The 12,679-nt window shown below is 62.3% G+C and carries 11 protein-coding genes; 3 read left to right on the top strand and 8 right to left on the bottom strand.

Annotated elements, in window-relative coordinates:
* The first annotated feature begins 177 nt into the window (after window positions 1-177).
* Together JN279_RS02005 and arfB are read left to right on the top strand one after the other, a co-directional pair.
* Entirely contained in the window at window positions 178-1,788 is a 1,611-nt protein-coding gene (locus JN279_RS02005; protein ID WP_096452799.1) for a phosphoenolpyruvate carboxykinase, read from the top strand.
* Between the two features lie 81 nt (window positions 1,789-1,869).
* Entirely contained in the window at window positions 1,870-2,307 is a 438-nt protein-coding gene (gene arfB / locus JN279_RS02000) for an alternative ribosome rescue aminoacyl-tRNA hydrolase ArfB (RefSeq protein ID WP_056569055.1), read from the top strand.
* A gap of 78 nt (window positions 2,308-2,385) precedes the next feature.
* On the opposite strand, the gene JN279_RS01995 is transcribed toward arfB, so the two are convergent.
* On the bottom strand, window positions 2,386-4,503 hold the full coding sequence (locus JN279_RS01995; RefSeq protein ID WP_244734376.1) for a TonB-dependent siderophore receptor: 2,118 nt from the start codon (window positions 4,501-4,503) through the stop codon (window positions 2,386-2,388).
* A 321-nt stretch (window positions 4,504-4,824) separates the two neighbouring features.
* Between JN279_RS01995 and JN279_RS01990 the strand changes: the two genes are divergently transcribed.
* Window positions 4,825-5,442 (top strand): alpha-ketoglutarate-dependent dioxygenase AlkB family protein, encoded by a 618-nt coding sequence (locus tag JN279_RS01990; protein WP_096458339.1) that lies wholly within the window; start codon window positions 4,825-4,827, stop codon window positions 5,440-5,442.
* Between the two features lie 234 nt (window positions 5,443-5,676).
* On the opposite strand, the gene JN279_RS01985 is transcribed toward JN279_RS01990, so the two are convergent.
* The 7 genes from JN279_RS01985 to JN279_RS01955 all read right to left on the bottom strand — a co-directional run bounded on the left by JN279_RS01985 (window position 5,677) and on the right by JN279_RS01955 (window position 12,648).
* Window positions 5,677-7,269 (bottom strand): hypothetical protein, encoded by a 1,593-nt coding sequence (locus JN279_RS01985; RefSeq protein ID WP_202351856.1) that lies wholly within the window; start codon window positions 7,267-7,269, stop codon window positions 5,677-5,679.
* 219 nt (window positions 7,270-7,488) lie between these two features.
* Window positions 7,489-8,958: a nucleotidyltransferase family protein gene (locus tag JN279_RS01980; protein WP_202351855.1), complete on the bottom strand. Its 1,470-nt coding sequence runs from the start codon at window positions 8,956-8,958 to the stop codon at window positions 7,489-7,491.
* Window positions 8,951-9,631, bottom strand: coding sequence for a glycosyltransferase family 2 protein (locus JN279_RS01975; RefSeq protein WP_202351854.1), 681 nt, complete (start codon window positions 9,629-9,631; stop codon window positions 8,951-8,953). Before JN279_RS01975 ends, JN279_RS01980 begins: the two co-directional genes overlap by 8 nt.
* Window positions 9,631-10,386, bottom strand: coding sequence for a glycosyltransferase family 2 protein (locus JN279_RS01970; RefSeq protein WP_096452809.1), 756 nt, complete (start codon window positions 10,384-10,386; stop codon window positions 9,631-9,633). Before JN279_RS01970 ends, JN279_RS01975 begins: the two co-directional genes overlap by 1 nt.
* Window positions 10,386-11,123 (bottom strand): glycosyltransferase family 2 protein, encoded by a 738-nt coding sequence (locus JN279_RS01965; RefSeq protein WP_244734374.1) that lies wholly within the window; start codon window positions 11,121-11,123, stop codon window positions 10,386-10,388. The genes JN279_RS01970 and JN279_RS01965 overlap by 1 nt, the downstream gene beginning before the upstream one ends.
* Window positions 11,124-11,137: 14 nt before the next feature.
* Complete coding sequence (locus JN279_RS01960; protein WP_202351852.1) at window positions 11,138-12,187, bottom strand: serine kinase; 1,050 nt, start codon at window positions 12,185-12,187, stop codon at window positions 11,138-11,140.
* A 32-nt stretch (window positions 12,188-12,219) separates the two neighbouring features.
* Window positions 12,220-12,648 carry a PqqD family protein gene (locus tag JN279_RS01955; protein ID WP_096452813.1) on the bottom strand — a complete coding sequence of 143 codons (429 nt, stop codon included), beginning with the start codon at window positions 12,646-12,648 and terminating at the stop codon, window positions 12,220-12,222.
* Between the last annotated feature and the right edge of the window lie 31 nt (window positions 12,649-12,679).

The raw sequence follows: 12,679 nt of genomic DNA, 5'->3' as shown, positions 1-12,679 counted from the left end.
TTTGGGCAACCGTGAAACTTTTCGCATATATAAACGATTTAAACAACTTTCAAAATATTTAAATCGATTAATGATTTGATATCATTTGGCTTTTCTGGTTTTGACCATCTCAGCCCGCACAGCGGGTGTGCCGGAAATACGCCGGCAAAGATGCGGCAAATCCAAGAAGGGACACCAATGTCGGAAGTCGGCAAACGCAATCCTGCTTGCCCGATCGATCGTATCGGCCTGAAAACCACCGGTGTGGTGCGCTACAATTTCGGCGCGGCCGCCCTTTACGAGGACTCGATCCGGCGCGGCGAGGCCCGGTTGACCGCGCATGGTGCGCTGGTCGCCGAGACAGGCCAGCACACAGGCCGCTCGCCCAAGGACAAGTTCGTCGTCCGCGACGGCGCCACAGAGGCGCATGTCTGGTGGGACAACAACAAGGCGATCTCGCCGGCCCAGTTCGAAACGCTGTTCGCCGATTTCCTGGCCCACGCCGCGGACAAGGATCTCTACGTGCAGGACTTGGTCGGCGGCGCTGATGCCGAGCTGAATCTGCCGACGCGCGTCATCACCGAATTTGCCTGGCACTCGCTGTTCATCCGCAATCTGCTCATCCGCCCGGACAAAGCCGAACTCGAACAGTTCGTGCCTGAGATGACGATCATCGACCTGCCGTCCTTCCGCGCCGACCCCGCCCGCCATGGCAGCCGCACCGAAACGGTGATCGCCGTCGACCTCAGCCGCAAGATCGTGCTGATCGGCGGCACCTCCTATGCCGGCGAGATGAAGAAGTCGGTGTTCACCATGCTCAACTATCTCCTGCCGCAGAAGGGCGTAATGCCGATGCACTGCTCGGCCAATGAGGGGCCGGCCGGCGACGCCGCCGTCTTCTTCGGGCTTTCCGGAACCGGCAAGACGACGCTGTCGGCCGATCCGTCGCGCACGCTGATCGGCGACGACGAGCATGGCTGGGGGCCGCACGGCATCTTCAATTTCGAAGGCGGCTGCTACGCCAAGACGATCAAGCTGTCAGCGGAGGCCGAGCCGGAGATTTTCGCCACCACGCAGCGCTTCGGCACGGTGCTGGAAAATGTCGTGCTCGACGCCGATGGCGTACCGGACTTCAACGACGGCCGGCTCACCGAAAACACACGCTGCGCCTACCCGCTCGACTTCATCCCCAATGCCTCGAAGACCGGGCGCGCCAGTCATCCGAAAAACATCATCATGCTGACCGCCGACGCCTTCGGCGTGATGCCGCCGATCGCCCGGCTGACCCCGGCGCAGGCAATGTATCATTTCCTCTCCGGCTACACGGCCAAGGTCGCCGGAACCGAAAAGGGCGTCACCGAACCAGAAGCGACGTTCTCGACCTGTTTCGGCGCGCCGTTCATGCCGCGCCACCCCTCGGAATACGGCAATCTGCTGCGCGAACTCATCGCCAGCCACGACGCCGATTGCTGGCTGGTCAACACCGGCTGGACCGGTGGCGCCTACGGCACGGGCAAGCGCATGCCGATCAAGGCGACGCGCGCTCTGCTCGCCGCCGCGCTCGACGGCTCGCTGAAGACAGCCGAATTCCGCACTGATGCCAATTTCGGCTTCAAGGTACCCGTGGCCGTGCCTGGCGTCGACAGCGCCATTCTCGATCCGCGCTCGACCTGGGCCGACAAGCCTGCCTATGACCGCCAGGCCGCAAGACTGGTCGGCATGTTCGCCGTCAATTTCGAGAAGTTCGAGCCGCATGTCGACGCAACCGTCATGGGTGCGGCGCCCCGGATGCAGGAAGCGGCGGAGTAATAGCCACGTCGCTCAGCACCATTGAAGGCCCGGTTTCGATCGGGCCTTTTCTTTTGTCCGCCGCCGCGCCATGACTGCGGCATGCCGATCGACGACAACATCATCATATCGGACGAAGCCGTGATCCATCCGGGCGATCTGCACGAGGATTTCATCCGCTCGTCCGGCCCCGGCGGCCAGAACGTCAACAAGGTGGCGACCGCGGTGCAACTGCGCTTCGACGCGGCCAACGCGGCCGGCCTGTCGGAACGCGTGCGGGCGCGCACCATCAAGCTCGCCGGCCAACGCGCAACCAAGGACGGCGTCATCGTCATCGAGGCTGGGCGCTTCCGCACCCAGGAACAGAACCGGGCGGATGCCCGGGCAAGGCTGACGGCACTGGTCGCCAAGGCCGCCGAACCGCCGCCGCCGCCACGCAAGAAGACGCGGCCTTCGAAAGGCGCTGTCGAGCGGCGGCTGAAGAGCAAGGCAGGGCGCGGCACCATCAAGAAGCTGCGCGGCCGGGTGGAAAACGATTAGGCACCAGACCAAGCGCGTGCTCGACCATGTCTGACAAGGGCATTTGCGCGTCCAGAAGACGCGCAAACACATCAGACCCTACCAGCTGCGCTTCAGCGAAGCCGTGATGTTGCGGCCCTGGCCCAAATAGCAATAGCCGCTGTTGCACACGACAGGACGTTCATCGGCGATGTTGCGGACGGCGAAGGCGGCGGAAACACCTTCATACTTCCTGTCGATGGCGCCGAAATCATAGGACGCAGAGGCGTCGAGATAAACCGCCGCATCGTTCTTGGCGGTGTTGGTGGTGTCAGTGTAGGTCGCGCTCTGCAGCCTTGCACCCGCACCGACCGAAAGGCCAGGCGCGGCACTGCCCTCGTCGAACTTGTAGTTGGCCCACAGGCTCGCGACATGCGCGGGCGTGACCGCTGGAACCTTGCCGATCTCCGCAGCCACGTCGTCAGTGATCTCGGCGTGGTTGTAGTTGTAGGCAGCAATCACATCGAGCCCGTCGGTGATGGCCGCGCGGGCCTCCAGCTCAAGGCCATTGCTGGTGACTTCGCCCAACGCTCGGTACGTTCCCGCATTGGGATCGACCACGACCGGCTTGTTCTTCTCGATGAGATGATAGGCAACCGCCGACAGCAGGATGTCGGTTCCCGGCAGTTGATATTTGACGCCCAGCTCGAACTGCTCCCCCTCCGTCGGCTTAAGGATTTCGTGTGACGCAGTTTGGTTAGTGACCGGCTCGAACGAGGTCGCATAGCTGGCGAAAGGCGCGACGCCATTGTCGAACAGATAGAGGGCGCCGGCCTGGACGCTGAAAGCGTTCTTGTTCAAGCCCTCGGAACTGCCGCTACCGTATTCGCGCGTCTGCTCGACCCAGGTCTGCCGGCCACCGAGCGTAAAACGCCATTTATCCAGTTCAACCTGATCCAGTGCGTAGATGCCGGTCTGGCGCAGATCCGCATCGGAAGTCGTGACATTGTAATCCGGCGTCGGGCCGGAAACACCGTATGTCGGATTGGCGATGTCGAAATCATAGGCAGGATTGACGGGACCCGCGCCATAGCCGAAGGACGAGGTCAGGTTGGTGTAGTCAAGGCCGAGAAGCACAGTGTGGGCCAGCGCCCCAGTGTCGAATTTGGCCTCGATCTGGTTGTCGGCCTGGAAGACGTTCATTTCGTCGCGGATCGAATTCGCATACCGATGTGCGACGGTGCCCGTCCAACTCGCGACCGCAAGGTAGCGCGACCTCAGGTCGAGATGGGAATACCGAACGTTCTGGCGGAACGTGATGCCGTCGCCGAAATCGTGCTCGAATTTGTAGCCGATCTGCTGCTGCCGGATCTTCTGATAGTCGTAGTCCGGATCGCTTGAGCGCAAAGCATGGACCTTGCCCGACGGATCGGTGATCGCGGCGACACTGGTATCCGTCTCGTCGGCCTGCACCAGGCTGTAGATGGTGAAGGAGGTCGCGGCATCGGGGTTCCAGGTCAGCGACGGCTGCAGGAAATAGCGGTCGTCGGCGATGTCGAAATTGGTGTCGCCGTTTCGCGCCAGGCCGACGATGCGGTAGAGGAACTCGTCGCTGCCTTCGGTGACGGGCCCGCCGAAATCGAAGGCCGCCTGCGCCCTGTCCTTGGTGCCATAGAGCAACTGGACTTCGCGGATCCTGTCCTCGGTCGGCAGCTTGGGCACCTTGTTGACGATGCCGGCCGGCGTTCCCGCGCCGTAAAGCACCGAGACCGGTCCCTTGATCACCTCGACGCGTTCGAGCGAATAGGGGTCGGTGCGGAACGTGCCGTAATTGATGTAGGGCTGGCGCAGGCCGTCCTTGTAATCGCCGAGCGTGGTGGCGTCGTAGCCTCTGATATAGATCTGGTCGAAGCGCGGATCGAAGCCATAGGCGCCGGTGCTGACGCCCGCCGAATAGCGCACCGCCTCGATGATGTCCTGCGCGCCGCGCTCCTCGATCTCCTTGCGCGTCACCACCGAGACGGAGCGGGGCGTTTCGATGAGCGGCGTATCCGTCTTGGTCGCGCCGGAGCTGCGCTTGGCGGCCACCGTCTTGTCGCCATCCCGGGAAGTGACACGGCCGCCCTTGCCGCTGACCGTGATCGGCTCGAGCGTGCCATCTTGCGCCTGGGTGGTGGCTTGCTGCGCAAGCGCCTGATGAACACAAAGCAGCGCCGCCAGGCACGTCGTGGCGAGCAATCCCCGGCACCAAACCCTGCCACCTCTGACCACGTTAGACCCCTCATGAAACGTCACGTCGACATGCCTCGCTCTTTGCCATTCGCCGCCGGCGACCTCTCCCTCTCGCTGGCATCAAAATTGTTGCGTCAAACACTCAAGTTAAAAACTTGACTATGGAATTCATATTTGTCCGTCAACCGCCTTTCGCGATGCCAGGCGTGAATTCACCGCTCATGCCGCGTCGACAACCGCTATGAGGTCGGCGGCGGCTTTCGGGTCGCCGTTTTCCTTCGATGGTGGCATCCTTGCGGGCCGAACCATCTCAAGGTGCGCTATTCCATGCTTGTTCTGCCCAAGGGCGTCCGCCACATGCCGGCCTATCTCTCCCGCACCGTGCAGGAGGCTCTGGTCGAGGCGGTGAGGGGTATCGTCCAGCAGGCTCCGCTGTTCGTCCCGGCCATGCCGCGCACCGGCAAGGAGATGAGCGTGCGCATGACCAATTGCGGCCCGCTCGGCTGGGTCACCGACAAAGAGCGGGGCTATCGCTACCAGCCGACCCATCCGCTGACCGGAGAGCCCTGGCCGCCGATCCCGGAGAGCCTGCTCGATCTCTGGCGGCAGGTCTCGGGCTATGCGAATCCGCCGGAGGCCTGCCTGATCAATTTCTACACGGCCGACGCCAAGATGGGCCTGCACCAGGATCGCGACGAGGCCGATTTCTCGGCACCCGTCGTCTCCGTCTCACTGGGCGACGATTGCCTGTTCAGGGTCGGCCAGACGACGCGCGAGGGAGCCACCAAGTCGTTCAGGCTGAAGAGCGGCGACGTCGTCGTGCTCGGCGGCGAGGGTCGGCTCGCCTTTCACGGCGTCGACCGCATTTACCCGTCGACCTCGGCACTGCTCAAGAACGGCGGCAGGATCAATCTGACACTGCGGCGGGTGACGAAAGCCGAGTGAGCGAGCTAATGCATGTCGCCCAAAAGTGACCTCGGTTTTGGGAGAACGACATGCATAAAAACAAAGATCTAAGGCGCGTCGCATGGATCCGGTTCAACGCGACGTGCTTTAGAGCAATTCCAGGAAAAGTGTGAAACGGTTTTCCCGGGAAAAGCGCAGAGCGCTTTCCCTTGGGAGTTGCGTCAAAACAAAGAGTTAGAGCAGATCGCCGTTTCCGTAAAACGGCGAACTGCTCTAATGGGCGTCCGAGCGCCGTGCATAGACTTCAATGTAGTCCCCGCTGGCGATTTCCTCATAGCCTTCCATCAGGGTTTGGAAATCCGCGTTCTGACGCATCCACACGATCCAGATTGGCGGAAAGTCCGCCGTGAGCGACCACGCTGACTTTTTCTTGTTCATCCGATCCATCAGGATGATATCGGGCTTGTTGTCGCGGATCAGCGAATTGACGTAGCGCGTATAATCATCAAGGTCCTGCCGTGCGATGCGCTCGTCTTCACCTTGGTACGTACCCCGCATCAGCCCCCAAAGTGCATAGGTGCCGACCCAATCATGGGCATAGGCCGACAGCCAGCGACCATTGCTCATCCTTGTCAGTGGGTTGCCGACGGAAAGATCGGAACTGACCTGAACGATCGATGGCGAGGCGTAACGGCTCTTGATGGCATCGACCAGGCTTTTCTCGGGCAGTTGGTAGAACTGGTGGTGCGTTACCGAAAGCGCGGCGACCACGGCCAGCCAGGCTGCGGCATGGAGCTTGACGCTGGTGATCTCAGGGGCGGCTTCGGCGTTTGCCAGGCCAAGCGCCATTCGCCATCGTGATGCCACAGCCAGCAGCATCGCGAACACCAGCGTGGTCTGGAAGGGATATTGGTGATTGGGCCAGTATTTTCCAAGATACACCATGGAAACAAAGAGGCCGCCGGCACTCGCCATCGCCAGCGCGACGTCGTCTCGCCAGACAGATTTACGCATCTGGAAAACCGCGAAGACGACAAAGATCGCAAAAGTCGGCAATGCGGCGACGATATTTATGTTGGCTCGCAGGCTGACATAGTAGCGCATCAGCACTTGCAGGAAGGTGCCGAGAAACTCGGGAAACCATATGTACACGCTGGCGAGATAGGCAGCGCAAACCGTGAAGATGACGACGTTTTCAGCCGTCAGGCACGCCATCAGCGAGCGTCTGCGCCAAGCGATGAAGAGGTACGGGACTACAATGCCGGTTGCCCAGTGCGGCTTGACCAAAAGCAGCACGCTTCCAGCCAGGCCAACCGCTACGGCGAGGCCGAGAGGAACCGGCGCATGGGCACGGTTTTCAAACCGCCACATCATCAGGAACAGCATCGGCATGAACAACATCGTGCCGATATGTTCGCGCTGGCCGAAAACATTCCCAGGCATGATGAGGAGCAAGACAGCCAGCGCGGGATAGATCCATGGCGTCTTCAGATCGGCAAAGATCCGGCCTCGTTCGATGACCATGGCCGACAGCGCAATCGAAACGAAAAAGACCAGATAGATGAAGCACTCGATTGCCGATTCCGGCGAGATGCCGAGCCTGTTGGCCAGCCATACCGGCCCAATATAGAGGGCAACGGAGAAAGGCGGATTGGTTTCCAGAATGTCGACATAGAGCTTCTGGCCATCAAGGACTTTTTCGCAGATGACGATGAGCCAGCTGACGTCGGTATTGTCGCCTGCTGTCCACGGCATGAAAAAAGAGAACACCACCACGGCCGCAACGAGCCAGACCGGCGACAAGCTTCCAATCGAAGACGCAAAGCCGGTCGTTGTACTGATGTTTCGGACACTTCCCATGCTCATCGGACCGCCCCAGCAAAGATCAATTTTACGCAGTACGACGAAATCATGGGCGGGTGCACAGCCGCGCCTGCCTGGCGTCGCAAGCTAGCCGGGATTGCCTAAAGTGCAGTTAATCGTGCCGTTACAGTCTGCGATGTTCGTCAGCATCGCGTCGAGAACTTGGTTGTCCGTGCAAGACTGTTGCAACAGGCCGGGCGATGCTTGGTCGGTGCTTCCGTCTCAGCGCAGTGGCGAAAAAATCGCCGAGATCAGATGGAAGGGCAGTGCGCCATAGGCAGCCACTGTCGCCTCATCGTCCCATTGACGAAATTGCCTGGAAGGTCGCGCCTCCAGCGTCAAGGCATGCTTTTGCCCGTCAAGCGTCACCTTGCCGCGAAAACGCAGCACCCGTTCCCCGCCGGATCGGCTGATGGCCATGGCGCGCAGGCGCGCAATATGGTCGTCATCGGCGTTGATCTCCATCTCGATGCGGCGGCGGACCGGTGGAACACGGATCCTGACCGTGATGTCCAGCATCATCTCGCCTGCCGTTGGCGGGCACGGTATGGCCTGTGAGAACACCGATGGCGGCAGCGTTTGCGACGGCTCGTTGCGGGCTGGCCTGCCGCGCCAGGCCTTGGCTGGCGGCTCCTGCCGCAGCCGGCCGCTCTTACGCCGCAGCCGCAACTGCTTGGCAAGGCCGCGCGACAGCCAGACCAGCCTGCCGAAATCGGTCCGTGGCTTGGCCTGCAGCACCGCCGACCAGCGCGAAAGGCCGCTGCGGTCGGCCATGTCAAGCACGCGCGCCAGCACCCTGTCCGGCACCGCCACACCTGTTTCGAGCGCCAGATAGGAGAGCGCCACCGCCGAGGCCACGGCAAGGCCGCGCCTGGCGACAACATCGAGGAACACATCCCAGTCGACATCGCTGCCGCGAATGGCCACCGCGCAATCGACCAGCCAGTCGCTGTGTGTGTGGGCATCGAGCCCGCCATGCGCGATGGCAAGCGCGATGCGGTCGGCCGGTGACGGCACCAGCACGCCGACGCCGCTGAATTCGGCGCTATCGGCCCGTTGCCAGATGGCCAGGTCGTCTTGCTCGCTGCGCTGCGAACCGTCATAGGCGAGCTGGTGCAGGTCGATGTCGCCAAGATTACCCTTGAAGAAGTTCATCGAGCGCAGCGACGCCAGCCTTGTCCTCAGATATTGCGGGCTCACACCCGTGGCGATCTGCCAGTCGCCGTCGCGCAGCACGTCGAAGGCCGTCTGCATGTCCTGCGGCCGCACCAATATGTCGATGTCGTGCGCCACCCGGCCGCGCTGTGCCGAGGCGTTCAAGGCAATGCGGCTGGCGCCCTTGATCAGCATTACCTTGCATCCCGCATCCGTCATCGCCTTCAGCGCCGGTTCTGCTTCCCGCATCGCCATGCGCGATTTGGTCCACAGCATCTTCTGCAGGCCGACAAGGCGCGGATAAGCGGAATGGCCGGCGAGCTTCCTCCCGAACCTGTCGGAGATCGCGGCCAGCAGCCGGTGCTCGCGAAACGAGACATGATCGATATCGTTTTCGTCCAGCCAGCGGCCGGCGCAAGCGGCGGCGGCATCCTCGTCCGGAAGAAGCGCGGCCTTGAGCAACTGGTCGAGCCCGCCCGTCGGCCAGGACCAGCCATAGTCCGGGAAGCGACGCTCGATACGGCGAATATCAGCCATCAGCCGGGCCGGCCTTGTTGCGAGCCCGCAGCATGGCGAGCCGTGCCACTTCGAGATAGCCGCGGTCGCGGGCCGCATCGCGTCCATAGGACAGGCTGCCCGGCCGGATGCGGCGCAACGCCAGCGCCTCGTCCAGCATGTCGAGGGCAAGGCCCGCCTCGCGCGCCCGGGCGATCCAGTCGATCATTTCGCCACGCCCGCCCGGCGGGTCGACGATCGGTCCAACCGTCTCGGCGACCTCACGGCGGATCATCATGGTGGTCCGCGACCAGCCGGGCACGGCCGTGGTCTCGGGCGCGTCGAGCTGGTCGTTGCGGAAATTCCGCCAGTGACAGAAAACGCCCGATGTTGCGGGACTTCTCTCGAGATGCGCGAGCTGTCTTTCAATCTTGTCCGGCAGCCACAGATCGTCCGCATCGAGCGTCGCTATGAGCGGCGTCGACAGCGCCGCGATACCCCTGGTCGTGGCGCTGCCAGGTCCGGCATTTGCCTGGCGCATCAGCTGCACCGGCAGGTCTGTTCCGCCGATCGCCGAAGCGAGATCGTCGGTCGAGCCGTCATCGACGATCACCACCAGGTCCGGGCGAACCGTCTGGGTGGCGACCGATCGCAGCGTCTCGGCGATGGTACCGCTTGCGTTGAATGCTGGAATGACGACGCTGTAGCCACTCATCACATGAACCGCCAGTCAGCGAGCTTCTTGAGTTCGAAGATGCCCTCGATCCGCCGCAAGGTCGGATCTGCCTTGCGGCGGGTCATCGACTTGTAGATGGCACGCATGAATTCACGCGACTGGACCTCGGTCTGTCTGGTCATGTTGCCGGGGTGGCGTCTGTAGTAGAGGGCCACGGTCTCCGGCATGACATATCTTGGTCCGCTCTCGAAGGTGCGCAGCAGGTAGTCGGTGTCCTCCGCCTGGTTGAAGGCTTCGTCGAAGACGCCGATGCGTGCGATAAGCCGGCGCGTGAAGATCGCCGCCGACAAATGGATGCCGCGAACCGTGATGCTACGGCTGTCGGCGGTGGGTTCCAGGTGCTCGTCGTCGATCTTGTCGACCAGCATCATCCTTGAATAGGTGAGATCCAGACCCGGATCGTTGCGGAAGAGTTCGATATCGGCCGCAAAGCGTCCGACCGGCGAAATGTCGTCCGAATCGAGAAAGGAGACAAGGTCGGTCTCCGGTTCAAGCAGTCCCAGCCCGGTGTTGCGCGTCCGGGTCACGCCCATGTTGGGTTGTTGAAACAGGCGGATGCAGGGGTTCTCCACCATCAGCGACCGCACCGCTTCGGCCGATCCATCGGTCGAGCCGTCATCGATGACGATGATGTCGAGATCGGCGGCGCCACGCTGCCTGAGCAGTGAGCGTAGTGCCGGGCCCACAAGGGTCTCGCGGTTATGGACCGGCATGATCACGCTCAGCCTCGGCATCACATCATCCGCCAATCAGCAGATGGGTTCTTCAGCTCGAAAATACCCTGAACCTCGCGCAGCGACGGATCGGCCTTGCGCCGTCGCATCGACTTGTGGATTGCACGCAAATGGTTGCGGACCCGGCTGTCATGTTCCTTGGTGATATTCCCGGCGTGGCGCCGGTAGTAGACCGCGACGTTGTCCAGCAATTCGTAGTTCGGACCCGTTTCGAAAACCCGCAGCAGATAGTCGGTGTCCTCGGCCTGTTCGAACTCCTCGTCGAATTGGCCCGTTCGCTCGACAAGGCTCCGGCGGAACAGAGCAGTGCTCAGCGAAATGCCCCGCATCGTCATGGTGCGGCTGTCGACCGCAGGCTCCAGCCTCTCGTCGTCAATCCGCTCGACCAGCGTCATCAGCGAATAGGTTAACTCCAAGCCGGGGCTCGCGCCGAAACGCGCAAGATCGGTCTTGAAGCGCCCGGCCAGCGAGATGTCGTCGGAATCCAGGAACGAAACGAACTCGGCGTCCGCAGGCAATTGCCTCAGCCCGGCATTGCGTGTCCTCGCGACACCCATATTCTCTTGCCGGAACAGCCGGATGCAAGGGTGCTCGACCATCATCGAACGCACGGCCTCGGCCGAGCCGTCGGTCGAGCCGTCGTCAATGACGATGATGTCGAGATCGGCGGCATCGCGCTGGCGCACCAACGAGCGCAAGGCCGGAACGACATAGCGCTCGCGGTTGTAGACAGGCATGATCACGCTCAATTTCACGAAACAACTCGCGTCAGAAAATCCGCAAGCGTGCCGGCGATCTCCTCGGGATGCGTTCCCAGGGACAGACGGTAGCTTGGCAACTGGCGGGTAAGATCACCGAAGAAGCGGAAGCCGCTTTCGCGTTCCCCCGGCATCTGCATGATGCCCGACGGTGCTAGTGCGATCATGGCGTCTCGACGCGACACTGGCACAATCGAACTCATCTCGCCACCGCCGATATGTGGCACCACCAACGCAACGATGTCCAGCGCTGCTGGCACCGGCCGGGGCGCGATGTCGGCAATGTGAAACGTGTGCTTGCCCTGCCAGTTCAAGGGGCTCTCGATCCTCAGTCGCTGCTTCAAGCCCAGCCGTGCGAAACCTTGCGGGTCCTGCTTCAGTGTTGAAAACAGCGGCCGCGCGGTCACGCCGCCGGCCAGATCGATCAGCACATAGTCATCGCCGACGCTGTCTAGTCCGTTGAGCAGGCCGGCGGCGACGGTGCCGGATTTGCCGGCACCGCCCGCGCCGGCCAGCAGCACGCCTTTGCCATTGGCGCCCAGCGTGCCCGCATGGGTCAGCCGCATGCCGCGCGCCGCATATTCCCAGTGCAGGAAGGCTCGCAGCGGCGCTGTCGGCTCCCAGGGCGGAAAGGCATCGGGCGAGGTCATCAGCTGGACGCCAATGCGGCGCTCCGGATCGTAGACCTGCCAGAAATCCAGATCGTGAAAATAGTGGCCGCGCAGCCCGACCCCGGCGAGCCGTTCGGCAAAGCCGTATTCGGTGAAATGCGCGTCGCCCCACTGCGCCGGCTCAGGGATGCCGCCGATGCCGGGATGAACGGTGAAGATGCGGCATGTCGATGGCTCCGACAGGTCATCCTCGGCCTCCACGAAGGCGTCGCCAAGCGCATCCGCAAGCACGCCGGGAGCGACATGCGCGGTCAGTTCCAGCCTGGGCAGGCGGACCGTCCGCGTCGCCGGATAATGTGTGGCGGCTTCTTCAGCGGCGGTGATGAGATACCGGGCGTAATCCGGCAAGGTTTCGAGCGTGACGCGCGGCATCCTGCGCCCCTGTCCCAGACGCGACCGGCTCGTCAGGATGCCTGCTTGACTGCCGGCCAGCCGAGGGGTTCCTCGACCTCGTGAATGGGATCCACGATGATCAAATCGGCGAGGTCGTCGTGAGTGCTCACCGTGAGCGGTTCGCTCGTGGCGGCAAGCTCGGCAGGCAACTCGCCCGGCAGCGGTCGCGCCGCCGCTTCCGAAGGCACCAGCAACCCCAGTTCGAGCAATTGCGATATGAAGTGTTCCAGTTCAGCCGCGCCGAGTGTCGAACCGCCAGCGTTCAGCCCGATCAGGGTCCGGGCATCGACCCCGGACGAGAGCGCCTGCCAGACCCTGCTGCCGGAATCGGAGAAGCCGAAATACTTGCCGTTGGCAAGGTTGAGCACCACGGCCTCGCCATCGAAGGATTCGAAGACGATGTCCCTGCTCGCAACCGAATAGGCGTCGGAATCGCGCATTATTGTTGCCCCGCCTCGCAGTTCCCGCCCT

The sequence above is a fragment of the Mesorhizobium sp. 113-1-2 genome, assembly GCF_016756475.1.
Classification (GTDB): Bacteria; Pseudomonadota; Alphaproteobacteria; order Rhizobiales; family Rhizobiaceae; genus Mesorhizobium; species Mesorhizobium loti_C.
Note: the sequence above shows the minus strand (reverse complement) of the source record. Positions and strands in the feature narration are given on the sequence as shown.